At 60.2% G+C, this 24,672-nt stretch carries 22 protein-coding genes; 4 read left to right on the plus strand and 18 right to left on the minus strand.

Features of this window, described 5'->3' with window-relative positions; translation table 11 throughout:
* Window positions 1-2 precede the first annotated feature (2 nt).
* Window positions 3-419 carry an AraC family transcriptional regulator gene (locus tag G3N59_RS02340; protein WP_241023120.1) on the plus strand — a complete coding sequence of 139 codons (417 nt, stop codon included), beginning with the start codon at window positions 3-5 and terminating at the stop codon, window positions 417-419.
* A gap of 89 nt (window positions 420-508) precedes the next feature.
* On the opposite strand, the gene G3N59_RS02345 is transcribed toward G3N59_RS02340, so the two are convergent.
* The 9 genes from G3N59_RS02345 to G3N59_RS02385 all read right to left on the minus strand — a co-directional run bounded on the left by G3N59_RS02345 (window position 509) and on the right by G3N59_RS02385 (window position 9,694).
* Window positions 509-1,891: an aspartate aminotransferase family protein gene (locus tag G3N59_RS02345; RefSeq protein ID WP_205980911.1), complete on the minus strand. Its 1,383-nt coding sequence runs from the start codon at window positions 1,889-1,891 to the stop codon at window positions 509-511.
* Window positions 1,892-2,101: 210 nt separating this feature from the next.
* Complete coding sequence (locus G3N59_RS02350) at window positions 2,102-3,079, minus strand: fumarylacetoacetate hydrolase family protein (protein WP_205980912.1); 978 nt, start codon at window positions 3,077-3,079, stop codon at window positions 2,102-2,104.
* The gene (locus G3N59_RS02355) at window positions 3,076-3,879 is read right to left on the minus strand and encodes a cyclase family protein (RefSeq protein ID WP_205980913.1); all 804 of its coding nucleotides are present in this window, start codon (window positions 3,877-3,879) and stop codon (window positions 3,076-3,078) included. Before G3N59_RS02355 ends, G3N59_RS02350 begins: the two co-directional genes overlap by 4 nt.
* On the minus strand, window positions 3,879-5,114 hold the full coding sequence (locus tag G3N59_RS02360; RefSeq protein ID WP_241023121.1) for an MFS transporter: 1,236 nt from the start codon (window positions 5,112-5,114) through the stop codon (window positions 3,879-3,881). The genes G3N59_RS02355 and G3N59_RS02360 overlap by 1 nt, the downstream gene beginning before the upstream one ends.
* Window positions 5,115-5,127: 13 nt before the next feature.
* Window positions 5,128-6,258, minus strand: coding sequence for an FAD-dependent oxidoreductase (locus G3N59_RS02365; RefSeq protein ID WP_205980914.1), 1,131 nt, complete (start codon window positions 6,256-6,258; stop codon window positions 5,128-5,130).
* A complete protein-coding gene (locus tag G3N59_RS02370) occupies window positions 6,255-6,632 on the minus strand; it encodes a Rieske (2Fe-2S) protein (protein WP_205981075.1) in 378 nt (125 codons plus the stop codon). Before G3N59_RS02370 ends, G3N59_RS02365 begins: the two co-directional genes overlap by 4 nt.
* Window positions 6,632-7,585 (minus strand): VOC family protein, encoded by a 954-nt coding sequence (locus G3N59_RS02375; protein ID WP_205980915.1) that lies wholly within the window; start codon window positions 7,583-7,585, stop codon window positions 6,632-6,634. Before G3N59_RS02375 ends, G3N59_RS02370 begins: the two co-directional genes overlap by 1 nt.
* 39 nt (window positions 7,586-7,624) lie before the next feature.
* Window positions 7,625-8,785: a prolyl oligopeptidase family serine peptidase gene (locus G3N59_RS02380; RefSeq protein ID WP_205980916.1), complete on the minus strand. Its 1,161-nt coding sequence runs from the start codon at window positions 8,783-8,785 to the stop codon at window positions 7,625-7,627.
* A gap of 57 nt (window positions 8,786-8,842) precedes the next feature.
* Window positions 8,843-9,694: a transporter gene (locus G3N59_RS02385; protein ID WP_205981076.1), complete on the minus strand. Its 852-nt coding sequence runs from the start codon at window positions 9,692-9,694 to the stop codon at window positions 8,843-8,845.
* 236 nt (window positions 9,695-9,930) lie between these two features.
* Between G3N59_RS02385 and G3N59_RS02390 the strand changes: the two genes are divergently transcribed.
* Together G3N59_RS02390 and G3N59_RS02395 are read left to right on the plus strand one after the other, a co-directional pair.
* Window positions 9,931-10,851 carry a LysR family transcriptional regulator gene (locus G3N59_RS02390; protein WP_205981077.1) on the plus strand — a complete coding sequence of 307 codons (921 nt, stop codon included), beginning with the start codon at window positions 9,931-9,933 and terminating at the stop codon, window positions 10,849-10,851.
* Window positions 10,852-11,158: 307 nt separating this feature from the next.
* A complete protein-coding gene (locus G3N59_RS02395; protein WP_205980917.1) occupies window positions 11,159-11,677 on the plus strand; it encodes an Hcp family type VI secretion system effector in 519 nt (172 codons plus the stop codon).
* A gap of 140 nt (window positions 11,678-11,817) precedes the next feature.
* On the opposite strand, the gene icmH is transcribed toward G3N59_RS02395, so the two are convergent.
* The 9 genes from icmH to tssB form a co-directional block, all read right to left on the minus strand.
* A complete protein-coding gene (icmH, locus tag G3N59_RS02400) occupies window positions 11,818-12,639 on the minus strand; it encodes a type IVB secretion system protein IcmH/DotU (RefSeq protein WP_205980918.1) in 822 nt (273 codons plus the stop codon).
* Window position 12,640: 1 nt separating this feature from the next.
* Window positions 12,641-13,978, minus strand: a complete 1,338-nt coding sequence (gene tssK / locus G3N59_RS02405; protein ID WP_205980919.1) for a type VI secretion system baseplate subunit TssK — start codon at window positions 13,976-13,978, stop codon at window positions 12,641-12,643.
* A 2-nt stretch (window positions 13,979-13,980) separates the two neighbouring features.
* Window positions 13,981-14,979 carry a type VI secretion system lipoprotein TssJ gene (gene tssJ, locus G3N59_RS02410; RefSeq protein ID WP_205980920.1) on the minus strand — a complete coding sequence of 333 codons (999 nt, stop codon included), beginning with the start codon at window positions 14,977-14,979 and terminating at the stop codon, window positions 13,981-13,983.
* Window positions 14,976-16,319 (minus strand): type VI secretion system-associated FHA domain protein TagH, encoded by a 1,344-nt coding sequence (tagH, locus tag G3N59_RS02415; RefSeq protein ID WP_205980921.1) that lies wholly within the window; start codon window positions 16,317-16,319, stop codon window positions 14,976-14,978. The genes tssJ and tagH overlap by 4 nt, the downstream gene beginning before the upstream one ends.
* Complete coding sequence (gene tssG / locus G3N59_RS02420) at window positions 16,316-17,335, minus strand: type VI secretion system baseplate subunit TssG (RefSeq protein WP_205980922.1); 1,020 nt, start codon at window positions 17,333-17,335, stop codon at window positions 16,316-16,318. Before tssG ends, tagH begins: the two co-directional genes overlap by 4 nt.
* Window positions 17,299-19,065 (minus strand): type VI secretion system baseplate subunit TssF, encoded by a 1,767-nt coding sequence (gene tssF / locus G3N59_RS02425; RefSeq protein WP_205980923.1) that lies wholly within the window; start codon window positions 19,063-19,065, stop codon window positions 17,299-17,301. The genes tssG and tssF overlap by 37 nt, the downstream gene beginning before the upstream one ends.
* 26 nt (window positions 19,066-19,091) lie before the next feature.
* Window positions 19,092-19,520 carry a type VI secretion system baseplate subunit TssE gene (tssE, locus tag G3N59_RS02430; RefSeq protein ID WP_205980924.1) on the minus strand — a complete coding sequence of 143 codons (429 nt, stop codon included), beginning with the start codon at window positions 19,518-19,520 and terminating at the stop codon, window positions 19,092-19,094.
* 11 nt (window positions 19,521-19,531) lie between these two features.
* Entirely contained in the window at window positions 19,532-21,028 is a 1,497-nt protein-coding gene (tssC, locus tag G3N59_RS02435; RefSeq protein ID WP_205980925.1) for a type VI secretion system contractile sheath large subunit, read from the minus strand.
* Between the two features lie 70 nt (window positions 21,029-21,098).
* A complete protein-coding gene (gene tssB, locus G3N59_RS02440; protein ID WP_205980926.1) occupies window positions 21,099-21,608 on the minus strand; it encodes a type VI secretion system contractile sheath small subunit in 510 nt (169 codons plus the stop codon).
* A 440-nt stretch (window positions 21,609-22,048) separates the two neighbouring features.
* Between tssB and tssH the strand changes: the two genes are divergently transcribed.
* Entirely contained in the window at window positions 22,049-24,646 is a 2,598-nt protein-coding gene (tssH, locus tag G3N59_RS02445; protein WP_205980927.1) for a type VI secretion system ATPase TssH, read from the plus strand.
* The last annotated feature ends 26 nt before the right edge of the window (window positions 24,647-24,672 follow it).

The following is a 24,672-nucleotide window of genomic DNA, read 5'->3' on the forward strand; positions in this document are numbered from 1 at the left end:
CCATGCATGCGATGCTGACTGCTTCGGGCTTGCACGGTTTGCCAACGGCGCGGCGCGCCGACGATCCGACTACCGCCACGCAGGATGCCGGCACGACGCGCGCCGTCCAGCGCGCGCTCGATTTTATCGACGCCTGCTTCGCGGAGACGATCAGCCTGACCGATCTCGCCGATGTTGCGGGCCTTAGCGTCTCACGCTTTGCAGCACGTTTCAGTCAGGAAGTGGGCGTTTCGCCGCAGCAATATGTGCGCATCGTGCGCGTGCGTCATGCGCAGCGCTTGTTGCGACGCGGCGTTTCGCCTTCGCTCGTGGCCGCTGAAGTGGGCTTCTTCGATCAAAGCCATTTGTGCCGCCATTTCAAGCGCGTGCTGGGGCAAACGCCAGTCGAATGGCTCAATGCACGCGCACCTAACGCGTAAATCGGCCGGGCACGTCGCCGCCTCAAACTCAATTTGCTCGATTTAAAAATGCCGCGAAACTCATAGAGAATTTCGCGGCGTTCGGCATTTTATTTCGAAAGCGCGGCGCGCACTTCGCTATCTTCGAGAACGTCGTCGAGCGTGCGCTTCAGGCGCGTAAAGAGTTGCTCGAATTCGTCTTCGCCATAGCAGAGCGCGGGCGCGAAACCCAGAATGTTGTCGCCGAATGCGCGGAATACCAGGCGGTTTTTATATGCCGCAGCGGCAATACGATCCGAAAGCTTGAGCGTCGCATCGAAACGTGCGCGGGTGTGTTTATTCGCCACGAGTTCAAGCGCGCCGAGCAATCCGCGATGACGCGAATCGCCCACCAGCGGATGATCGAGCAAGGCGTCGAGCCCAGCGGAAAAGCGCGGTGCGAACGCCTGCGCATTCGCGAGCAAACCGCCTTCGTGGTATAGACGCAGCACTTCAAGGCCAATCGCAGCACTCACCGGATGAGCCGAATAGGTTTGACCGTGACCGACAATCGCCGTATCGTTTTTGTCGCCCGAGATGCCTTGATAAATGGCATCGGACATCAACACGGCGCCCATTGGCGCATAACCCGCAGTGAGTCCTTTGGCGACCGTCATCAGATCCGGTTCGACGTTCTCCGCTTCGCAGGCGAACAGCGGGCCCGTTCGGCCAAAACCGGTAATGACTTCATCAGCGACAAACAGGATATCGAGGCGGCGGCAAGCATCGCGCATTGCCTTGAGCCAGCCGCGCGGCGGCACGATCACACCACCGGAGCCTTGAATCGGCTCGCAAAAGAACGCGGCGACGTTTTCCGCGCCGAGTTGCGCCACCTTCGCTTCGAGTGCGTCAACCGATGCGGCGATGAGCGCGGCATCATCGGCACCCTCTTCGCGACGATAGGCATAAGGCGAGGGCAGGTGATGCTGGTTCGGCAGCGGCAGATCGAAATTGCGGTGAAACGCGGGCAATGCGGTCAGTCCCGCTCCCACCGACGACGAACCGTGATACCCGCGTTCGAGCGCAATCATCTGCTTCTTGGCCGGGCGGCCGGTGGCATTGAAATAGTGCGTGATAAAGCGGATGGCCGAATCGATTGCGTCCGATCCGCCTAGCGTGAAATAGACGTGCTGCAACGAAGCCGGCGTCACGTCGACCAGTTTCTTCGCCAGTTCGATGGCCGGTTCGGAGGAAAAGTGGAAATAGGTTGTTGCGTACGGCAGGCGCGTCATCTGGCGCGTGGCGGCTTCCACGATGCTCTGCTGGCCATAGCCGACATTCACGCACCAGAGCCCGGAAAACGCATCGAGCAATTCATGACCGTCGATATCGCGAAGCCACGCACCGTGCCCCGATTCGAGCACGGTGGCGCCGCGCGCCTCGTGAGCGCGGTAATTGATGACGGGGTGAATCAGATGCTTGCGATCGGCTTCAATGAGCGGTGAGCTGGACATGGCGTAATGGCCCTGTTGAGTGACGTGAGAGATGAGTGGATTCAGCGTTGAATCCTTCAAGGACTGTCGCTCGATAGTAGCCATACACATGGCGCAACGCACAGCGAATTGCGCGTCCAAACAGCACGCAGACGTTATTTTTGCCGCGCGGACAGCATCTTCTACCGCTTATTTTTCGCGCATGAAAAGGCCCGCCTGCGTAGCTGGAAATCAGGCGCGGCAAACCACCTGATCGATCGTGCCGAATGGCGTAACGCCATGTTCGGATCGTGCCGCCATGCGTACCCGGTCGCCGAATTGCATGAAAGATGTGACAGGTGCGCCGCGGTCGAGAATTTCAATAACACGACGCTCGGCAATACATGCCGAACCGGCCGCGCGATCGGCATTGGAAACCGTTCCCGAACCGATAATCGTCCCTGCCGACAGCCGGCGCGTGCGGGCCGCGTGCGCAACCAGCGCACCGAAATCGAAATTCATTTCGGCTCCCGACGGATTGCCGAACCATTGCCCATTCCATTCGACGTGCAGATCCAGCGTGACGCGCCCGCTTTGCCAGTTCGCGCCCAATTCATCGGGCGTAATGGCAACAGGCGCAAAACTGGTTGACGGTTTTGCCTGCAAAAAACCAAAGCCCGTTTTCATTTCACGCGGGCCGAGTGCACGCAAACTCCAGTCGTTCAATTGCACGATCAGACGGATATGGTTCAGCGCGGCGCTCGAATCGATTGCCATGGGCACCGCGCCGGTCACCACGCCGAATTCGCCTTCGAAATCGATACCGTGCGCCTCGTCGGGCAACGGCACCGCTTCATGCGGCCCGAGAAAGTCGTCGCTCGCGCCCTGATACATCACCGGAATCGTATCGAAATCGGGAATGGGTTCGGTATTGAATGCGCGCTCCATCAGGCGCCCATGATTGAGAAAAGCCGATGCATCGCACCATTGCGGGCAGCGCGGCAAAGGCGCGGCACAAGCGTGCGGATCGAACGCAAACGCATCTTGCGCGCGGTTTGCGTTCAATGCGTCATAGCGGGCGGCGAGTTGCGGCTCGACTGCATCCCAGCGTTCGAGCGCGTCGAGTAGCGTCGGCGCGATATCCTGCACCGAAACGGCTCGTGTGAGGTCGCGCGAAACGATCAGCAATTCGCCGTCGCGGTGTGCGTTGCGTCGGGTGGCAAACTTCATGCTGCATCCTCTTCGACGATGGCAACGGCGCGCGTCCAGCCGGCCGACGCCTTGCGGATCTTGTGCGGAAAACAACTGATCGTGAAGCCGTGCGGCGGCAACGCTTCGAGGTTGTGCAGTTTCTCCAGATGGCAATAGCCGATTTCGCGGCCCGCCTTGTGACCTTCCCAGATCAGCGAGGCGTCGCCGTTTTCGGCTACGCGCTGTGCCGTGTACGAGAACGGCGCGTCCCAGCTCCACGCGTCGGTGCCCGTGAGGCGCACACCGCGTTCGAGCAGATAGAGCGTCGCTTCGCGGCCCATGCCGCAACCTGCGCCGAGGTAATCGTTATGGCCATAGCGCGAGCCCGCGCGCGTATTGACCACGACGATATCGAGCGGCTCCAGCGTGTGACCGATGCGCGCGAGTTCGGCTTCGACATCGGCGGCAGTCGCGACGTAGCCATCGGGAAAGTGGCGGAAATCGAGCTTCACACCGGATTGAAAGCACCATTCGAGCGGTACTTCGTCGATGGTGATCGAGGGACGCGGCTCGCCGAAACGGGCATCCATCGTCGAATGAAAATGCCAGGGCGCGTCCAGGTGGGTGCCGCTATGCGTCGTGAGCGTGACCCACTCGGCGGCTGCCGCTTCGCCATCGGGATAATCTTCCGCACGTGTGCCAGGCAGCATGGCCATGAATTCGGGCAGCGTATCGGCGTGCTTTTGATAGGTGATTTTGGGCGCGAGCGGCGGCGGATCGGAAAGAACGTCGTTCTCAAGATAGATCGACAGATCGATAAAGCGGCGCACGGGTTTCATCAGGCATGTCCTTTGGTGTGCGAAGTATTGTTCGCAGTTATGTCGATTGCGCGCGGTACGCGCGCGAAGCAGAGGCAGGCGAGCGCGCTGACCGCGAGCGCCGCGCAGCCCAGGCTGCCATAGCCGAGGTGCTTGACCAGTGCGCCGCCGAGCAGCGGGCCAGCGGCTGCGCCGGCCATCACCATCGCGGGCGTGGCGGCTGCGGCGCGCCCGCTCGAGTCGAGACGCGCGAGCAGGCCGAATGCGTAGGTGTGGCAGAAGATCATCACGGCGGGGAACATCGCGGTGGCCGCAGCGTAGGGCGCAAAGCCCCTGCCGAACGTGATCGTGAGCGCCAGTGCGGATTGCGCAAGCGGTCCGACAAGCACGACGCTGCGCGCATCCAGGCGGCGCTGCGTGAGCACAGCGAGCGGCGCGGGCAACAGATTGACGAGGCCCAGCGCGATCAGCACGGCTGTGACCGCCTCAAGCCCAAAGCCGCGTTCGACGCCGATGCGCGCCACGAAGCTGGCGATCATCGCCTGCGTGAGCGCCATGCAGATCACGCCTGCAATCGCGAAGTACACCGGCGCGGCGAGACGCGTTTTCGCGGCATGGTGCGCGCTTGCCTGCGCGGCGCGCAAGGTGGGAAACGCCACTGCGCTGATCAACGCCGCCATCGCCATCACGGCCGCCACGATCGTGAAGAATGCGCGCGCGCCGTAGGCCGCGACTGCGTGCGGCGTGCCACCGAGAAACGCAATCGAGAACACGCCGAGCGCGAAGCCCGCGAACGCGAACAGCCGGTGCGGATTCGCGCTGCGCCCGATCGTGCCGTGCGCGATGCTCAGGCTGCAGCCCACCGCAAGACCGGCCAGCAGATGCAGTCCCGCCATCGCGGCGTAACTGGATGCCGCGCCCGCGTTGTAGAAGGCGAGCGCCGCCAGTGCAAAGCTGGCCGCCACCCATGCGCGCGCGGAAAAACGCGCCGAAAGCCGCAGCAGCAACGGCGAGCACATCGCGCTGCTCGCCACCACGCCCGCGAGAAATAGCGTGGGCAAGGCGCCCGCGTGCTGCGCGTCGAGCTGCATGCCGCCGATCAGCGTCGCGACCCAGACCGGCAGCGCGACGAGATCAACCATGCCCGCGCAATGCGCCACCATCAGCGCGGCCAGGGCTGAACGGCCGTAGCCGGTGCGCGTTCGCGCCGAAGCGGATGCAGCGACTTCAGGCGTCAGCATGGCGTCATGATCCATGGCTGGTCTCCGCTCAAATCGCGCGCGCGAGATAGTGATGCGTCTCGTGCATGATGCGCGCATGTTCGGCGCGGTCGCCGTTGGCGATTTCAATCTCGCCCAGACGCCCCGAATTCTCGACCACCACGCGGCAGCGCTCGAAGCGGCGCGACTCGAACGCCGCAAGGGCTTCGGCGAGGGTGTCGTGACGCGCGAGCTCTTCTGCCAGCACGATGCCATCCTCGATGCCGATACCCGCGCCCGATGCCATATGCGGCGTGGTCGCGTGCACCGCGTCGCCGACCAGCACGATGCGTCCGTTCGACCACGGGCGTTGCATCAAGAGACTTTCGAGCGGGCGATAGATCACGCTAGACTGCGCGCCGATCTGCGCACGCACCGTTTGCAGCACCGGTGCGCTGAATCCCGCGAGCAGGTCGCGCAACATCTCCGGCGCGTTGACGGCTTCCACGTATGCGCGTGTGGGGCGGTCTTCGGTGACGAACAGGTACATCTCATCATTGGAAACGGGATTCAGGCCGGCCTTGACCTTATGGCCGAGCCACATCGAGGCGCACACGATTTCCTGCGGACGCGGCAACACCGCGCGCCAGACGCCCTGACCCGTATAGCGCGGCGTGGGCGCGTCGGCGAAGGTGGCGGCGCGGACCTTGGAGTAGAGACCGTCGGCGCCTACGACGAGGTCATAGCGCGCTTCGCTGCCATCGGTGAGCGTGACGTCGACGTGGTCGGCGTGTGCGTCCAGACGCTCGAACGTATAGCCGAGTTTGACGTTGACGCCCGCCGCGCGCGTGGCCTGCGCGAGGATATCCGCAAGCACGGGGCGCATGATCGCGCCGCCGCCGGGCACATCGTCGCCGGCCACGCGCGGTGTCGGCAGGGTGCCGAGCGGCGTGCCGTCGGGCGCGAACAGATTGACGCCGTCACCCGCAAAGCCGCGCGTGAGAAAGGTATCGAGTACGCCCACGGTGCGCAGCGCGCGCAGCGTCGGGCCGCCGATGCTGATGCCCGCGCCGTACGAGCGCCAGCCCGCGTCGATTTCGACGAGATCGACTTCGAAGCCGCGTTTTGCGCATTCGATTGCGGTCGTCATGCCGGAAAATCCGCCGCCCACGACGAGTACGCGACGCATTGGCTGGTTCATGATGATGTCTCCTGGTCTTGCTGTTTAATGTTCGATATTGATTCGGTATCCTGCATAAAAACGCGACCTTGCGCGTCGATATGCAGTGCGACCGGCGTCAATCGCTGGCCCATGCAGGGGCCTTTCACGCACACGCCGCTCTCGATGTCGAACCACGCGCCGTGCGCATGGCATACGATGCGCGTGCCGCCCGCATCGAGCCAGGCGTCCTTGCGCCAGGCCATCGGCGTATCGCCGTAATGCGGGCAGGCATCGCGCCAGGCGCGCACGCCGCTCGCGTGACGCACGACAAAAATCGTCGCGCGGCCCGTGTTATGCGGGTCAAAACCGCGCGAGCACGGTTCGGGCAGCGCGTCGAGATCGGTCAGATAGATCACGCCGGCGGGCCGCCCGGCGCCCACTTTTCGCGATGCTGCAGCAGGAAAAGCTGCGAAGCATCCGCGCCCATCGGTGCCGAGCGCGCCTGCCAGGCGTCGTCGTGCAGGTCCATATCGGCGTCGTATTCCACGTGGCAACCGAGCGGGCTGTTGAAGTACCAGAACCAGTTCGAACCAAAGCGATGACGACCCGGCCCCCAGAACGACTGATAGCCCTTTTCGACGAAGCGCGTGCCTGCCTGCACGACTTCGCTCGGCCCGCCCATATGGAACGTGAAGTGCTCGCAGCCCTTCATGAACGGCGGCGTTTCGATCAGGAACAGCGTGTGATGATCGAGCGTGCCGGCAGGGCGCAGGAAGGGGCCAACGCCCGCGAAGCGGTCCGTGCAGCGAAAGCCCAGACGTTCGACGTAGAACGCTTCGGCGCGTGCGGCATCAGGCACGAAGTACACGACATGCGAGAGCGTGCGCGGCGTGAGCACGGCCGCATCGTTCGCGGCGACCACGTTGGGCGCGCGCTGTGCAGGCGCGCCGGGCGCGTTGATGGCTTCGGCGGCGAGTTCGAGCGGGCGGCGCACGCTGATCTGGAAACCGAGCGTGAACCCCATGTCGTCGGTACTTTCGATCGAACCGTCCGCGAGCGTGCGGACTTCGCGATCCTTGCGCAGTTCTGCGGCGATCTGTTCGAGCGCCGCTGCATCGGCCACGCCGTAGATCGTTTTGCGCAGCATGCTCGCGGTCCCGAGCGGAGGCGGCAGGCGTGCGTCGTCAGCGCGGCGGATCTCGATGGATGTCCCATCGAGCGCTTCGAATCGACCGCCTGCGCTGGCGCCATCGGTGTCCTTCGCGTCCGCCACGACCGGCAGCAGGCCGTAATCGACGAGATACTGGCTGCATGCGGCGACATCGTCCACGCCAAAGACCAGGCGATCCGGGCCGATAATATTCATTACGTAATCCTTCGTATTTAATTTTATGATCGGCGGAATTTAAAGGCGGGTATTGCCGCCGAGCGTTTCCGCCACCCAATCGGCGATGTAATGGCCGGCGTTGATCGAGTTATCGAAACTCGCGTGCTGCGCGCCGCCTTCGCGATCGGTGAAAATCTTCAGTTCGCGTTGGGGACTATTGATCAACTGCTCATAGGTGCGATGGGCCCAGGCGAGCGGAATCTGCGTATCCTTTTCACCGTGCGTGACCAGGAAGGGCACGCGAATGCGATCGAGCACACCGTCCAGATGCACGTCTTCGGCAATGCGCATGAAATCGTCGATATCTTTTGCGCCCCAGACCCAGCACACGTGCTTCCAGTAATGCGGAACCGGGAAATCGCCTTCGCGTTGCAGGCGCTTTTTCTGCACGTCGCGCCAGTCGTGATTCGCGCCCCAGACTACGCCGCAAGCAAAGCGCGGTTCGAAGGCCACGGCGCGCGGGCAGTAGTAGCCGCCGAGCGACACGCCTTCCATGCCGATACGCTTCGGGTCCACGTCGTCGCGCGTTTCCAGCCAGTCGACGATGCGGCTCGCCCAGCGCTCGCTGTCATAGACGGCGGTCAGATCGTGCAGACGCAGCGCTTCGCCGGTGCCCGGTTGATCGACGATCAGCGAAGATACGCCGCGTTCCGCGAGCCACGCGGGCAGGCCGACGAAATATTTCATCTCCTTGGTCGAATCGAGGCCATTCACCTGGACGAGCAGCGGCGCACGTGCCGGGGCATTTTTTGCGCGCACATAGAGCGCTGAGAGATGGCCATCGCCGTACGGAATTTCCACGCGTTCGCAGTTGTCGCCGGCGAGTGCAATGCCTTTTGCAAACAGATCGAGTTCGCGGCGATACAGGTCGATGCGTCCCGGCGAATCGTGCGCGAGCATGCGTTCGCTCGTGATCAGATAGGCGCTCGCCCGTTTGTATTTCGCACCGGCGGACAGCAATCGGCCATGTGATTCGTCATCCTGAGCAAGTTCGCAGAGTGTGTCGGCCATCTTGACCCAGGCTTCGCGGAACGCGCGCGTACCTTCGGCATCGGGTTGCTTTGCGGCTTCCTGAAGCGGGGCGCACATCGCCTCGATTTCGCCGATGCGCGCACCCATTTCGATTGCGAGATCGATCGACAGATTCCAGACGTAATTGGTGGGGAAATAACGGAACATATCTTCAACGTTTCCTTGCTGACGGTTGAAACTCTGCGGCACGTCTTGCGACGGGTATCACATCAACGGGACCGCGATGTTGAGCCAGACGTTGTTGCTCTTCGAGGTATTGGCCGCGTAGAGGCCTTGCTGGTAATTCAGATTGATCTTCACGGGACCGGCGTCGTACACGATCGACGGACCGAAACCGAAGCTGCGCGTGCGGTAGCCGGCGCTCACGGTTGCGCCGTTCTGGGTGTCGTCGCTGTATTGATTGAGGTAGGAGCCCACCACGCCGAGCTTCCAGCGGCCGAGATGCCAGCCGGCTTCGAATTCGCCGAGCCAGGCATCGCCGGACGTGTAGTTCGTCGTCGAATTGCGCTGGTTGAGCAGGAAGCGGTTCGAGATGCCGATATCGAGTCCGCCGGGCTGGTCGTAACGCACGGCGAATACCGGCTGCAAGGACGTGTAACCCACGGCCACGCTGGCTTTGGTCGCGCTGTACGAGCCGGTTTCGAGCGCGATGTCGAGACCCGCGGCGAACGAGAGTTCGCGCGTCGGCCGCCAGTCGACGATCACCGGCGAGACCGTGATATTCGACAAACCGTTTTGCGACGAATGCTGGCCGGCCACGGTCGTATGCAGCGAGACCACCGGAATCACGAGCTGCGAATAAAAGCGCGCGCCGTAGATCTCGAACGGATAGGACGCAAGCAGACGCGTCACCGATGTCGCAACCGACGAGTGAAACGGCACCGCCAGTTTCTGGCCGTCGTTGCCGTAGAGGCCATTCGAAAAGCTGTAATTGAACTGCTGCAGCGCGAACAGGCCCGGGAACGGCGGCATCGACGCGATGTTGTCGCCGGTCGCGCTTGCGGGATAAGGCGAAATGCCGCCTTCGAATGCCTGCGCGTGCTGCGGCATCGACATGATTGTCGCGAGCGTTGCCAGCGCGCACGCGCCGCCGATGCGTTGGATAGTGCCTTGCATGGTGTCTCCTGAGCGATTCTGTGAACCGCTTCGTGTTGGTTTTTGTTGTGGGTGCGGCTAGGTTAAGATGCGTCGATCTATATGAAAAATGGATTCGATCCATTCGGCGAATCGATTTGCTGAATACCAAGGGTCAACCCTGGTCGGATCGGGAAGACTATTCGGAGACGGAACGCATGCGTTTCAACAAGCTGGATCTCAACCTGCTGGTGGCGCTGGACGCGCTGCTCAGCGAGCGCAGCATCAGTCGCGCGGCGGAACGCGTGCATCTGAGCCAATCGGCGATGAGCAATGCGCTCGCGCGTCTGCGCGAGTATTTCGACGACGAACTGCTCGTGCAGGTCGGCCGCAAGATGGAGCCGACGCCACGCGCGGAAGGACTCGCCGATGCGGTGCGTGACGTGCTGGTGCGCGTGGAGGCGACGATCTCGACGCAGCCCGCGTTCGTGCCCGCCGAGTCGACGCGCGCATTCCGGCTGCTGGTGTCGGACTACACCTTGACCACGCTGATGCCGCATGTGCTGGCGCGTGTGTATGAAGCGGCGCCGCATATCCGCATCGATCTACGGCCGCAGGTTCAGCATCCCGAGCGTGCGCTCGAACGCGCGGACGCCGATCTGCTGATCATTCCGCGCGAGTATTGCTCGGCGGATCATCCGGCAGAGACGCTGCTCGACGAGGCGTTTTGTTGTGTGCTGTGGGAGGGTTCGCCGCTTGCCGACGCGCCGCTCACGCGCGAGGCTTATCTGGATGCGGGGCATATCGTGGTGCTCCCCGGCCAGGGGCAGCCGGCGCTGGAGGACTGGTTCGTGCAGCGGCTAGGCGTTGCGCGGCGCGTCGAGGTGACGACGTATAGTTTTGCGGCCGCGTCGCAGCTTGTGGTGGGGACGCAGCGGATCGCTACGGTGCATCGCAGGCTGGCGAAGCTCGCGCAAAGGCATGAGCCGATCGTGATTCGCGATGTGCCGCTGCATATGCCGGAAATGCATCAGATGGTGCAGTGGCATAAGCATCGGTCGGCGGATGCGGGGCTGGTGTGGCTGCGGGAGCAGTTGAGGGCGGCGGTGGGGGGAATGGATGGGGGTGGGAAAATTTGAATGCCTAAATGCTTTTCTGTTGTCTGAATTTGGAATCGGGCCAATATTGACCAGATGTAGCCAATATTGGCCTATTGGAAATCGTTTAATTAAAGGGGGCTTACTGAAATCGAGCCAACGATGGCTCCGCGATCATCGGAAATCAGTTAACGTTAGTCGATCACGCATGACGCAAAACGCTTGATTTCAGGGCATTCCCGTTTCTCATAATTACTGGCACGGATACTGCATTAATAGGTACGTCATTTTTTGATGACGCGCGAAAAATCCGTTTCGCGCATCCTGATGAACTATTCAAGGATCGCACATGCCGACTCCCGCCTATATCAGCATCACCGGCAAGACCCAGGGCAACATCACGAAGGGCGCCACCACTGCCGACTCCGTCGGTAACGTCTTCGTTGAGGGTCACGAAGATCAGATTCTCGTTCAGGAAATTGAGCATCGCGTCACGACCCCGACCGATCCGCAAAGCGGTCAGCCGTCGGGCCAGCGCGTGCACAAGCCGTACGTGTTCACCTGTGCGCTGAACAAGGCTGTTCCGCTTATGTATCAGGCGCTTGCCTCTGGCGAAATGCTGCCGGTGGTGGAGACGCACTGGTATCGCACGTCGACGGAAGGCAAGCAGGAGCATTTCTTCACGACCAAGCTCGAAGACGCAACGGTCGTCGATATCAATACGGTGCTGCCGCACGCACAGGATGCGTCGAAATCCGACTACACCCAACTGATCAAGGTATCGCTCGCCTATCGCAAGATCACGTGGACGCACGCAATCGCCGGTACGGAAGCGGCTGACGACTGGCGCAAGCCGCTGGAATCCTGATCTTCTGATCAGATGTGGAAACGGCCTGCGGAATGCAGGCCGTTTTTTTGGGCTGGTTGCTGGTCCTATCTTTTGTATCCCGCTCGATGCGCTGGCCGGCGACAGCAGGCGACCATCCGTTTGCCTCGTAGAAGCTCGAATTAACGCCTGAGCATGGTGTCGAGCGAGTGCAGCACCTCATCCGTTGTACTGTGCAGACTGAGTGCATAGCCAGCGTAGACGAGCGCGAGAACCACAAGGGCGATGAGCCACGGTGTCCACCATGGCCAGGACAGACCCATGAGATAACGTCGCGAGGCAACCTGCGCGCGGGCCTCGGTTAGTGCTTCCGGAGTATCGCCCCGCAATCCACGCAGTGCACTGTGGAGCTTCGTGATCAAGGCCTGGAGTGCTTCCGACTGGTTGTGCTGCAAGCCGTACCGACCGCGAAACCCGAGGCAAAGACACAGATATTTGAACTCGAGCACGTCGCGGTATTTGCGCGCGTCCATCAGCATGCGCGAGAGAACGGTAAAGAACTTCTCTCCGCCCCACGTTTCATTATGGAAATTACTGAGTAACGAGCGCGCTGCCCATTTCGAATGCGATCCCCACGGCGTAGCCATAACGGCTTCGTCGATGAAGGTGCATAGTGCGTAACGAAAAGCGAGCTGGGTGGCACCGTCGTAACCTAACCCGTGCACTTCTTCATCGAGCGCTGCAATCTGGTCGCGCACTGTGGAGTAGAGATGCTCGACGTTGTCGTATTGGTCGAGCTTGCGCAAACGGATGACCAGTCCAAAGAGTGGCAAGGCTCCGTTCACGAGTGCGTTGTAACTCTGTCCGCGCAACGCGAAGCCGAGATCCGCATCGTGATCGATGCCCGCGATGGTTGAATAGCCGATGTCGCGCTTGTTAGGCACGATGGGCGCCGGCGCTGCATTCAGCATGCCGGGTTCGACGAGATTGTCGCGGGTTGACATATCATTCGCTCCTGATGGCCCAGAATTGCAGTTCCAGTTCTGGGAAGTCACCGGCGATGTGGAAGCCAAAGCCGGCGGTGTCGTGCATCAGCTTCCATGCAGGATGGCTTCGCTCGAGCTGGAAGTAGGTGAATCCGGCGTGGTACGGCAAATGGCGTGGGGCAACCGGCATCGGACTTAGTGGGATACCTGGTAATTGCAGACTCACCAGCTCGCCCAACTTTTCGATAGACGTGACCTTGGCCTGCTGGACGAATTGCTGGCGTAGCACTTCGAGTGGCATGCGCGCTCGTACGGCGAGGACAAAGTCCGCGCTCGCGAGCAAGCTGCGGTCTTGTACCGTAGCCGTAAGGACGCCATATTGCTGCCGCACGATTGGCAGCGATACCGCGCGCGGTTGCAGTACCGTGCTCAGCGAGCGGCGTAGCGTTTCCTCCAGCAGACGAAATGACAGACGGAGGTTGTCGTGCTGATAGGCTGGGTATTCCTGCGGCAGGCGTCCTTCGTCGGTAAACGTCACCAGTTCCCCGCACGCCTGGCTGAAGGCTACGTAGACCTGCTCTGGATGAACATGGCGCAGTCGTGCCAGATGCTGAAAATGCGGCTGCAGACGGTTGAGGGTTTGCAGCAGATTGAAGTCGGTGACATCGGCGACACCGGACTGTGCAGGCGAGCCGATGCGCTCTGCAATATTCCTCGCGCGCTCGCGCATCAGGCCGGCCGTTTCGCCGAGGAAGCGGTGCAGTGGCGGGACCGCGTTGAGCGAGAGGCTGGTTGGATAAAACGCCTCGTCGAGCACCAGACTGCCATCCGGGCGTCGGTCCAGAATGCGGGTGAGCGCGATGCCGGTAAACGCGCTCCGGTCGTCCCGCTCGAGGCTGAGTTGCAGGTTCGCACTGGCCAGTTCCATGGAGACGTAATCGCCTTCCTGGCTGTGCGTATCGCGCACTTCCTCTGACGCCACACGGTAGCGCGCATTGGCGTAGCTGTCCGGCCATTGCACTTCCAGCACGCCGTCGGAGCGTAACGGCAAGGTGAGGTACACCATCTGGTTCGCGGCTGAGCCATCGGTGATCGCAAGCGGTACAGGTGGCGGCTGGTCATTGGGAATGTCGAATACCGTCCCGTCCGGCATGATGCCGCGTGCACGCACGATGGCAAGCTTGCCGAAGCTCAGATATTCCTGGTTGAGTTCCAGTTCGGTGAACCCGTAAAGGTGTTCGCTGATGCTGCTCGCCCGCTGGTTGACAAGATGTTCGAGCGCGCGTGTCTGCTGCTGAAAATGCTGGGGCTTGACGAACAGACCTTCAGCCCAGATGACAGGATTACGTGATGTCATGATTATTTGCCCGGAGGTGGAGCGCGATAGCCTTCGTCGACAATGGAGACTTCCGAGTCGCGGAAGACCACGAGAAGGGCATAGCGGTAGCCGCGCTGTTCGAGGCGAAGAACCTGCTTCCAGGTCGCGCCATTCTGGTTATGGAAGTTGGCGAGTACGGCGATGTAGCGGGTTTTTTTGCTGATCGCCGAGTAGTCGATGTACTTGTATTGCCCTGGCTGGAGGACATAGTCCTCATCATCGACGTAGGTGCTGCCCAGTGACTTCTTCAGGTCCTTTGCGAGCTGGTCGTAGCCCGCATTCAGGAATACCGAATCGTCCTTGAGTTGCAGGATCTTGAACGTGACCGGCGTGGCCACCGCGCGTAGTTCGGGCGCTGCTGCGGGAGTATCCGGCGACAGCGCAACCGAGGCGCTGTCCGCATATTGGCCGAGCGCCGGTGCCCCGCTTGACTTGCCCGGAATGTCAAGTGGCAACGGCGGATTGTTGACGATGCGCGAGACAGGAGCGCCCTTCGGCAAGTTCCATTGCGTGGGCAGTGCGACGACCTGCGGGCCGAGCGCGTAATAGGGGGAGGGTGCATCGAGTCCCAACCCGGCGGAACCCGTCGCGTCCGGATTGAACTGCACGCGTGCGGCGAGTGTCTGTACGTCGCTCGCCTTGTTCTCGTGCTGCAGATAGTCGAGCAGGGAACGTAGTTGCGTGGTCAGATCGGCTTTGCTCGTGCTTTTGAGATTAAGCAGATAAGGACCGCCGCTGGCCGCAGGATCGACTGTCAACGCTGCGGGCTGCTGCGTCACATAACCCTGTGTCGATGCGTCGGCGGATGCGCTATCGGGATTTGGATTCACATCGGGACTGGCGTAAAGACCCAACCCAATCTGGGTAACAGGACCATTGTCACGGTTATTTCCGCTCGAACCGCCGAAGACGCTGCACCCGCTCGCGGCCAGACCTGACACGATCACGGCCAGAAGGCGCAATGACATCGGACTCATCATGGTGCTTCATTCCGCAGAGCCTGATCATAGGACTGCTCGAAGACTTCCCAGAACAGCTTCTCAAACCCTTTCTGTCGCGTAGACGCCAGTTCGTTGTAGTAGTGCGTGTACATCTGCCAGGCCCATTCCTGCGCGTCGGACTGCTGCGTTCCATCTGGCCGATAGCGACGGAACCGTTGCAGTAGCACATCAGGCGAAAAGGCCCGCAGGAGCGCCTGAAGACTTGCATTGATGGCTTCAATCAAGGCTGCGTTGTGTCGCCGGACTTGCGACAGGCTCTCGTCGATCGCTGCCATTGGCGAGAGATGCACCACACTTCGGTTGCTTGCCAAAAGCGCCTGGACGGTTTCCGGAAAACCCAGGCCCAAACGCAGCGGGTTGTCCTCGATGGGCTGGAGTGTGCGGTCAAGCAAGGCAGGGCCGCGCGCATTGCCCGGTTTGTTGTCGTAAAGCGCAGTCAGTCCCCGGATCGTGGCGCCTAGCGCTTGCCCGGCTTCGAGCAAAAGACGGTAGGCGGCCTGCTCGTCAAGTGTACCGGGCGAGATGCCCAAAGGCGCACCCAGACCACTTAGCAGAGGCGCGACAGTTTGTTGCGGTGTGCCGTGGGAAGAGGATTGGGCGTTGATCCATTCCTGCACCTCGGGTGAATCAACGGGTTGTGATGCCATGCGGTAATCTCCGGGTTGAGATCTGGGGGAGCCGGATACGGCCTCGAAGCGAGTGGCGGCGTGATCAACTTGTGATCGGGCCGGCGCCATTCCGTAGTGAACAGGGTCTAGACTGCGCGAAGCCGCGAACGCCGGTTGTGGCCGTTCGGCCGCATCGAGTGCGAGCAGGGGATCGAGATCGGCGTGCAAGCCGCCTGCAGCGCTCTGAGTTTCTTGTATTGCGTAGCCTTGCGGTCCGAGTTCATCGTCACCGGCTAATGGAAGACCTGCCGTCACGTCCCGCTGAACTGAGGAGCCAACGAGATCCTCAACGCTCTGATGTGCGAGCGAACCTGCCTCGGCGAGGTGAACGGCTACCTGATAGGGGCCGATTTCCAGCAAGTCGCCATCGCCTAACTGTGCAGCGACCTGAAGACCCAGTGGGCTGTCATTGCCGTTGATGCGTGTCTGGCCGCTACGGTCGACTACACAGAATCCACCGTCCTTCACGAGTATTTCGCAATGGATCGGATGGATGCGCTCGTTGCGATCGGCGAGCATCCAGTTTGCACCCCGGCAACCGATGGTGCCGCCGGCACGGTCGAAGCTATGACGCGGCGTACAGCCATGCTGCAACGCCTGCGGGTTGGTGACAACCAGCGCGATACGGCGCGCGGTAGCAGCAAGATTCATGAGCGCACCCTGATTCTGACGATGGAAGTACGGTTGAGGGCTTTGTTATCGATGAAACTGGTCCAGCCGAGGTTGGCGCCGCTAGTGCGCCCAAGATTGAATGGCGGCACTTCTTCGTGTCGCAGGCCCAACTCGAGATCCCATGCAGCGGGGTCGCGCAACAGAAAATCGATCAGTTTGCGCAACCGTGCATGGTCGATGCCGCTGGGCAGAAAATCGCGAAAGCGTTGCTGGCTTAGTCCGGAGATCACCACGGTAAACTTGCTATGTCGGGTGCGAACCCGTGAGCCAATCACAAAACTGTCGCCCAGCTCGCCGTTGTGTTTGCCGAGTGACAACTGCTGCTCTTTCGGAACATGGACATATCGCTGTTCGAATTCCCGGATATGGACATGCGGAAGATCGAAGCAATGCGCGATCACGCCCGAAACAATGGTCGGAGATCGACTTGGACTCGCGATCAGACCGGCATAGCTAAGCAGCCGGCTCCACGGTAAGGGAGTCGTGCCGCGCAACTGCGCGTCGTTCAGCCCGATTAGGGCGAAGACATAGCGCGAAAATCGGTCCTTCGCTTCTTGCCGGAAGCGCACGTAGTAGCGGTATTTACGCCACGCTTGATGCAGCAGCGTCAGCAACCGGTGATTGAAAAAGTCCAGAAACGCGGTACGAATGCCGACACCCTGGCCTTGCTCCCATGCGAGCCGGTCGAGGTAATAGCCGGGCAATGGCGAGTCCGCACCGTGCATGCCGAAGAACGTGGTTTGTACACGATAGGCACTACGCGCGTGCGCTGGCATACGTTCTGCCATCAGCACGTCCGAGGCAGGGAAACCCAAACCCGCATGGCTGCCCAGACGCACACGCTGATGCTCCGGCTCAAGGGTGTCCAGTGTTTCCAGATCATCGCCGTGCAAGCCATGCAAATGCTCGAGCAGACGGAAGAAGTCGTAATTTCTTGCGTCGGCCAGCAAGACATCGGCTAGATCAGGGGTTGTTTGCCCGTGTGCCATGGCCATTGATAGCGCTCGTTATTGCTGGCGTTGAGAATTTCCAGCTGATGGAATGAATTGATGCTTGCGTACAAGGCGAAGAAGTGGCTTAACACCGTGCCGAAAAGGTAGAGATCGCCTTCGCAGAGGAAGCCCGCCTGGTCGAGTGTGAGAAGCGTCTTGAGACCCCGGATCGGCAGGCCTTTGATCAACCTGTCTGCTGGCGCGGTGACCGCGTCGCCGATTCCGTCGAGACGTTTGCGTGTGGCACGCGCAAGCTGGATGTCATGCAGCGCTGCGAAATCGTAGGCTCGGATTACCGCCTTGAGCGGTTCCGTCGAAAGCAGCGATAAATAGTTCAGAGAGAGATTCGAGATCAAGGTCCACTGCAACTCACCGTCCAGCACAGGGCGGTAAGCAGGCGTCGGACGCGCGATATTGCTGAATCGGGCGAACGTAGGCGTGGTCTGCGTCGGTAGACAGATATCGCCAACGCCTAGTGACAGTGGCAGGTCGCGATTGGTGCACGTCAACGCGATTGATACGGTTTCGCTCTCGCCGATATAGCCCTGTTCGTCGCCGCGAACGAATGCAATCCGATGGGTCACGCCATCGCCATTAAGCGCCGGTTCAATGCGTGTGCGGTAGTAGAGCGCGGTCCGTCCGTGCGCATGTTCGATCTCGTGCTGGAACGACTCGAACGGATGAAATGTCCGCAATGGCTGCCCATGATGGATGTCCGAACCGCGGCGCCAGCTTTGCACCAGATCGATGCTGAATATTTCATGGCAGTCGGGCCGCTGCCCAGCCGGCCGCAGGCGTTGGTCGACCGAGCGTCCGTTCAGGCTGATGGGCTCCGCATCGTGCTCGAACAGGTTGACTGCCGGCGCGCAGTACAGCGAAATGTCGGAATCCCGCAGCCGGGTATTCGCCGGCATCGGGCGAGAGAAATGTAGCTCCAGACGTACCTGATCGGAGGTATCCGATGGCCACAACGATCGCAGGCCAGTCAGCGCGAAGCAGTGAAAGCGCTGAGGAAAAATAAAGTATTCCTGCAGGATGCGGTAGCCATCGAAAACGTTCTTCGGATACGGCAGCAGCGCTTCTTCAGGAGAGAAGCCGGGGAAAACGAGGTGGCGAGTAGCAAGCCGCTGGGTCTTGCCGTTGACTTCGACACGGATCTCGGACAGATACGACGCAAGCCACAGATATAGCGTTCGTGCTGTCACGTCGTCGCCGGTCAGGTGAAAATCCAGCCTGTCGCAGTCGATGGTGTCCAGCGCATTGCCTGCAATTGTCGCCAGATCAATGCGGACGATCGATTTTTCTCGCGAATGCGCGTCGCTTACCGCAGCCATTCGGAGCGGATAAAGTGCGACGTCGGTGCAGGTGCGAAACTGGCACGTCATGCCATCGACGGGCCGGGAAAGCATACAGGTCCCTTTGGGAATGACCTGGCGTTGCGTAATGGAACGTTCGACCGGATCGAAGCGCATCATGACTGCACTCGGCAGCGGGCGCAGATAATTGGGCCACAGTACCTGCAGCAGCGAATGCGTAAGTTCCGGGAAATCGTCTTCGATCTTCACCCGAATCCGGGCAGTCAGAAAGGCGAAGCCTTCGAGCAGGCGCTCGACATCCGGATCGGTTGCTTCATCGCCGAGAAAGCGTGCGAGTTGTGGATTCTCCCGGGCAAACTCGCGTCCGAGCCGACGGAGATAGCTCAGTTCCTCGCGAAACTTCTGTCGCAACGGCATGGTTTGCGGCGTTCCCTGGCAAGATATCAGGCGATATGCGCCTGTTGGTTCCGGTGGCTGATGACCAGGTCGATCTCGACCTGCTCTTCCGTACTATGGACGGGCACGATGCAATCCATCCTGAAATGCAGATCTAGTGGGCGTTCGGGGTGCGAGCACGCCCGCACCCCGAGCACGGTGACACGAGGTTCGAACTGCCGCACCATGACCTCGATCTCGCCTCGTAACTGCAACATGAGGTCGGCCGTGCCGGCCAGAGCGTCGTTGAAATCGCGCAGGCCAAGTTCCGGACTGCTGAGCGAGCAACCCTGACGGCTGTTGAGCAACCACTGCAGATGCTGCTCGATCGCCCGTACCCGCGCAGCGGCCTGTTGCTGCCGCGTGTAGATTCGGGCAGGTGAAGCATCAGCTTCGAGCCGCTCAAACAGACTGCCCTGACCAGGCGACCGTGGCATGGTTTTCGTCCTTATTCCCGGTCGAGACGGCCGACGAGAGAGAGTTCGAAATTAGCGCCCATATATTTGAAGTGCGGGCGCACGGCCATCGAAACCTGATACCAGCCAGGATTGCCATTTACCTCCTGAACCTCGACATGCGCGGCGCGCAGGGGACGGCGGCTCCGTACGTCGGATGAAGGATTCTCCTGGTCGGCAATGTATTGCTTGAGCCACTTGTTGAGCTCTCGCTCGAGATCCTGACGCTCCTTCCAGCTGCCGATCTGCTCGCGCTGCAACACCTTGATGTAGTGCGCCAGGCGATTGATGATGAACATGTACGGCAACTGGGTGCCCAGCTTGTAGTTGGTCTGCGCCTGTTGCCCTTCAGTCGTTTTGGCAAAAAGCTTCGGCTTCTGGATCGAATTGGCCGAGAAAAAAGCAGCGTTGTCGCTGTCTTTGCGCATGGTCAGCGGAATGAAGCCTTCCTCGGCAAGCTCGAATTCCTTGCGGTCGGAGATAAGCACTTCAGTCGGAATCTTGGCCTGTAGCTGCCCGAGCGATTCGTATAAATGCACTGGCAGATCATCGACTGCACCGCCTGACTGCGGGCCAATGATGTTCGGACACCAGCGATAGCGCGCGAAACTCTCGGTGATACGGGTAGCCATAAGCCACGCAGTATTGCCCCAGAGATAGTTGCGGTGCTTGCCGTCGATCGATTCGCGATAGTCAAAGCTTCGGATCGGATTTTCGAGCGGATCGTAAGGTTGGCGCAGCAAGAAGCGCGGCATGGTCAATCCCAGGTAGCGTGCATCCTCGGACTCACGCAGGCTGCGCCACTTCGCAAAGCGCGGGCCTTCGAAGATATCCCGGACTTCCTTGAGATTCGGCAGATCCTCGAAACTTTGCAGGTTGAAGAACTCGGCGCCCGCCGCTGCAATGAAAGGCGCATGCGCCATGGCGCCTACCGACGCCAGATAGCCAAGCAGCTTCATGTCGGCGGCGGAAGGACCGAAGGTGTAATTGCCAACAATGGCTGCAACCGGCTCACCGCCGAACTGGCCGTAGCCAGACGTGTACACATGTTTGTACAGCCCGCTGCGGGTAATATCTGCCGAACCTTCGAAGTCATCCAGCAGTTCGCTCTGGGTGACATGCAGCATTTCGATCCGGTTGTTCTCGCGGAAATCGGTGCGGCTAACGAGAAGGTTGAGGCCGCGCCATGCCGACTCGAGTTCCTGCAACGCCGGGTGATGCAGGATGTCGTCCATCTGCAGGCTGAGCTTGCGATCGATCTCGGCGATCATCTGATCGACGAGGAGCTTGTTGACAGGCTGCTCCTGTTCGCCTGACTTCAGCATTTCTGCGATGAAGGCGGCAACGCCGCGCTCTGCCACCGCGTAACCTTCGTGGCCAGGTTCGATATGGGTCTGCGCCATGATCTGTTCGATCAGGCCAGTGGACGCAACGCCAGAACCACTGGCGGGTTGATCCTGCTCTGCAATGGGGCTTTCCTGCTGATTCATTGGGCGATGATCCTTAGGTCAACACGAGCAATTGAAAGTGGGGTAGAGCAGACGCCATGACTGGCGTCGATCAGTGCTTCTGCGTAGGGTCCAGGACAAGATTGAGTTCACTGGCGAGTTGCGCGCGAGCTTGATCGTCGGCGAGCAGCGCCTGAAGCTGTTTGCGAAACGCGGGTACGTTACCTAGCGGACCTTTAAGCGCAACGAGCGCTTCGCGCAGATCCAGCAGCTTGCGAAGTTCCGGCACCTGCCGTGCAATCGCGTCGGGCGCAAAGTCACTCATCGACCGGAATTTCAGGTCGACTGCGAGCGTGTCGTCCTCGCCGTTTACTGCCAGTTTTGCAGGCACATCCAGCTTGAGATTGAGCTCAGCCTTGGCCATGACGTCATCGAACGTGTCCTTGTCGATGCGGACCGCCTGACGTTCCTCCAGTGGCGTAGCTTCCTCATGCCCCTTGAAATTGCCTGTCACAAGGAGTTTCAGAGGGAGTTCGATTTCCGCCTGCTCGTCACCCGTAGCGGGAACATATTTGATATTGATGCGCTCCTGAGGCGCAACGGAAGTCGCTTTCTTGGCCATACGTTCAGACTCCTTATGAATATCGGAAACGACCTGCATACGAGACATGGTTTCGTCACAGCACGACTGTCATCCATCTAACCCGGCTGATTCCACATGCCAAAGCGTGCTGGTGTGGTCGAGATCATGAAACCGCGCAAACGATCGAATAGGCAACACAGAAAAATCAGACGACGATCCTAACGGTATTTTGGTAGCCGACGTTGAGTATTATTTCGATCATCTCTGTTAGCACAAAGGTATCGCTCTTATGCCTCAAATTTAAGAATGCTCTTATGTCATGAAAGTCCGTTAAATGTTTTTTTAACCCCTTTTGGGGAATGACGAAAAACTCGAATACATGGAGCAATGCCCGTCACATGAGAACAGTACGTTGCTAACACAACAAACTCTCATGGTCCTGGATGGAAGCCGTGAAATAACAGATAGATACTGACGATATGATCAGAATTGACTTGGCCGCTATCGTAGGAAAACTGAATCCTATTTGTAGGCATGGACTTGAGGAGGCGGCGAGTCTATGCATCAGTCAGCGTGGCGCAGAAGTGACCGTTTCCCACGTACTCTTCAAACTGCTGGACACACCAGAAAATGATCTTCGCATCGTCCTCGGACGATCCGGTCTGGATGTCGATGCAGTTCGTCAAGCTCTGGCGACAGCATTTTCGGTGCAGGACGAGAGTAGCGGGCAATATCCAGCGTTTTCGCCATTGCTGGTGGAGTTGCTTCAGGAAGCGTGGCTGATTGGTTCCGCAGAGCTCGGGCAGAGCGGTATCCGGAGTGGGACATTGCTCCTCGCGGCATTGCTGAATGCCGCGCGTTACCTGCCGCTCGCAGCAGTTCATCGGTTCGATACCGTCAACCGCGAAACCTTGCGCAAGCAATTTGCGGCGTTACTGGCCAACTCGATCGAAACACCTGACGGGGCAGCATCGAATCCAGCATCTCAAGCCGATACTGCCGACACCGCATTGGCGAAATTCGGTCATGATTTCACGGCCCAGGCGCGTGCGGGCCGCATCGATCCGGTGTTGTGCAGGGATAGGGAAATCGATCTGATGATCGACATCCTGTCGCGGCGGCGCAAGAACAATCCGATCGTTGTGGGAGACGCGGGGGTCGGTAAGAGTGCGGTCGTCGAGGGCCTGGCTTTGCGAATTGCGCAGGGGCGAGTGCCCGAACCATTGAGGCAGGTAGCGCTGTGGGGCCTCGATCTCGGGGCATTGCAGGCGGGTGCCGCGGTAAAAGGTGAGTTCGAAAAGCGGCTGAAAGCGGTGATCGACGAAGTTAGGGCGTCTACGCAGCCGGTCATTCTTTTCGTGGATGAGGCGCATACACTGATAGGCGCAGGCAACGCCACCGGCGGCAGCGATGCAGCGAACCTGCTGAAGCCCGAACTGGCGCGCGGTGACGTACGCATGGTCGCTGCCACGACATGGTCAGAGTACAAAAAATACTTCGAAAAGGACCCGGCACTTTCGCGGCGCTTCCAGCTGGTCAAGCTGGAACAGCCTGACGAGACCCAGGCAACGCATATTTTGCGCGGGTTGCGAGCACTCTATGAACAGGCGCATCAGGTCTACATCGGCGATGACGCAATCCACGCGGCGGTCGCACTCTCGGCGCGCTACCTCTCCGGAAGACAGTTGCCCGACAAGGCGATCGACGTACTGGATACTGCCTGTGCCCGGGTGGCCACCGCATTGGCTGAGCCGCCGCGACAGCTAGCGGCGCTTGAGCACGAGAAGCTGCAGGTCGAAGCCGAAATCGACCATCTGCAACGTGATCAACGTGCGGGACGCACCGTAGACACGCGCCGGATCAAGGCGCTTGTCGATCTGCGCAGCGATGGGGATGATCGCGCCGCCCGACTGCACGACGCGTGGCGCAAGCAGCGCACGCTGGTCGACGAAATCCTTTCGCTCCGTCAGGGCATGGAAGAACCCAGTGGGAATGCGGACGGTGCCGATGCTGGCGAAAACACGTGTATCAAAGTCGCGCAAGCCGTTGAGCAACTCGCCACACTCCAGCGCGACGGTGCGCTGCTGCATGCCGACGTGGGACACGAACAGATCGCACAAGTCATCGCCGACTGGACCGGCATTCCCGCTGCATCAATCAACAGCGACCGCATGGAGCGGCTCGAGTCGCTACCTGAAACGCTGCGCAGACGGGTGAAGGGACAGGATACAGCGCTTGATCGCCTCTATCGGCACCTGTTGACTGCGATGGCGGATCTACGCAGGCCCGGCACGCCGCTCGGCGCCTTTTTGCTCGTCGGACCGAGCGGCGTGGGAAAAACGGAAACAGCGCTCGCACTCGCCGATGCACTGTTCGGCGGTCAGCAGTTCCTGACAACGATCAATATGTCTGAGTATCAGGAAAAACACACCGTCTCGCGCCTGCTAGGCGCGCCGCCCGGATACGTAGGCTATGGCGAGGGCGGCATACTGACCGAAGCCATCCGCCAACGGCCATATTCGGTGGTACTGCTCGACGAGGTTGAGAAAGCGCATCCGGAAGTCCTCAACATTTTCTATCAGGCATTCGATAAGGGCGAAGTTGCCGATGGTGAAGGTCGTCTGATCGACTGCAAAAACGTCCTGTTTATGCTGACTTCCAATCTTGGCTTCGATCAACAGGACGAGTCACTCAGCGATCTCGGCGAAGACGCGTTGCGCGCGCGTTTGATGAAGTTCTTCAAGCCAGCACTCCTCGCTCGTATGCAGGTCGTGCCGTACCGCTATCTAGATGAAAAGGTGCTCGCCGAAATCGTCGATTCGCGTCTGAACCGGTTGAAGGCCCAGTTCTCGCAACGCTACAAGGCCAATCTGACGGTAGACGACCGCGTGCGAACCGAGTTACGTACGCGCTGCACTCGCCACGAGAATGGTGCGCGCATGCTTGACGCGAGCATCGATGGCGAATTGCTGCCGCCACTTTCTCTGGCCGTGCTCAAGCGTATTGCCTCGGGCGAGCCATTTTCCGGTGCGTCGCTCGCGTGGGATGGGCGTGCGTTCTCTGCGGATCTACATTGATGGCGAACGTGATAGACGCGCACGCG

This window comes from Paraburkholderia sp. Ac-20340 (assembly GCF_017104965.1).
In the GTDB taxonomy this organism is placed as follows: domain Bacteria; phylum Pseudomonadota; class Gammaproteobacteria; order Burkholderiales; family Burkholderiaceae; genus Paraburkholderia.

What these genes read in the sequence shown, in the direction of transcription:
- G3N59_RS02340 (WP_241023120.1), top strand. Translation starts at nt 3, where the DNA reads ATGCATGCGATGCTGACTGCTTCGGGCTTGCACGGTTTGCCAACGGCG.
- G3N59_RS02345 (WP_205980911.1), bottom strand. Translation starts at nt 1,891, where the DNA reads ATGTCCAGCTCACCGCTCATTGAAGCCGATCGCAAGCATCTGATTCAC.
- G3N59_RS02350 (WP_205980912.1), bottom strand. Translation starts at nt 3,079, where the DNA reads ATGAAGTTTGCCACCCGACGCAACGCACACCGCGACGGCGAATTGCTG.
- G3N59_RS02355 (WP_205980913.1), bottom strand. Translation starts at nt 3,879, where the DNA reads ATGAAACCCGTGCGCCGCTTTATCGATCTGTCGATCTATCTTGAGAAC.
- G3N59_RS02360 (WP_241023121.1), bottom strand. Translation starts at nt 5,114, where the DNA reads ATGGATCATGACGCCATGCTGACGCCTGAAGTCGCTGCATCCGCTTCG.
- G3N59_RS02365 (WP_205980914.1), bottom strand. Translation starts at nt 6,258, where the DNA reads ATGAACCAGCCAATGCGTCGCGTACTCGTCGTGGGCGGCGGATTTTCC.
- G3N59_RS02375 (WP_205980915.1), bottom strand. Translation starts at nt 7,585, where the DNA reads ATGAATATTATCGGCCCGGATCGCCTGGTCTTTGGCGTGGACGATGTC.
- G3N59_RS02380 (WP_205980916.1), bottom strand. Translation starts at nt 8,785, where the DNA reads ATGTTCCGTTATTTCCCCACCAATTACGTCTGGAATCTGTCGATCGAT.
- G3N59_RS02385 (WP_205981076.1), bottom strand. Translation starts at nt 9,694, where the DNA reads ATGTCGATGCCGCAGCACGCGCAGGCATTCGAAGGCGGCATTTCGCCT.
- G3N59_RS02390 (WP_205981077.1), top strand. Translation starts at nt 9,931, where the DNA reads ATGCGTTTCAACAAGCTGGATCTCAACCTGCTGGTGGCGCTGGACGCG.
- G3N59_RS02395 (WP_205980917.1), top strand. Translation starts at nt 11,159, where the DNA reads ATGCCGACTCCCGCCTATATCAGCATCACCGGCAAGACCCAGGGCAAC.
- icmH (WP_205980918.1), bottom strand. Translation starts at nt 12,639, where the DNA reads ATGTCAACCCGCGACAATCTCGTCGAACCCGGCATGCTGAATGCAGCG.
- tssK (WP_205980919.1), bottom strand. Translation starts at nt 13,978, where the DNA reads ATGACATCACGTAATCCTGTCATCTGGGCTGAAGGTCTGTTCGTCAAG.
- tssJ (WP_205980920.1), bottom strand. Translation starts at nt 14,979, where the DNA reads ATGATGAGTCCGATGTCATTGCGCCTTCTGGCCGTGATCGTGTCAGGT.
- tagH (WP_205980921.1), bottom strand. Translation starts at nt 16,319, where the DNA reads ATGAATCTTGCTGCTACCGCGCGCCGTATCGCGCTGGTTGTCACCAAC.
- tssG (WP_205980922.1), bottom strand. Translation starts at nt 17,335, where the DNA reads ATGGCCATGGCACACGGGCAAACAACCCCTGATCTAGCCGATGTCTTG.
- tssF (WP_205980923.1), bottom strand. Translation starts at nt 19,065, where the DNA reads ATGCCGTTGCGACAGAAGTTTCGCGAGGAACTGAGCTATCTCCGTCGG.
- tssE (WP_205980924.1), bottom strand. Translation starts at nt 19,520, where the DNA reads ATGCCACGGTCGCCTGGTCAGGGCAGTCTGTTTGAGCGGCTCGAAGCT.
- tssC (WP_205980925.1), bottom strand. Translation starts at nt 21,028, where the DNA reads ATGAATCAGCAGGAAAGCCCCATTGCAGAGCAGGATCAACCCGCCAGT.
- tssB (WP_205980926.1), bottom strand. Translation starts at nt 21,608, where the DNA reads ATGGCCAAGAAAGCGACTTCCGTTGCGCCTCAGGAGCGCATCAATATC.
- tssH (WP_205980927.1), top strand. Translation starts at nt 22,049, where the DNA reads ATGATCAGAATTGACTTGGCCGCTATCGTAGGAAAACTGAATCCTATT.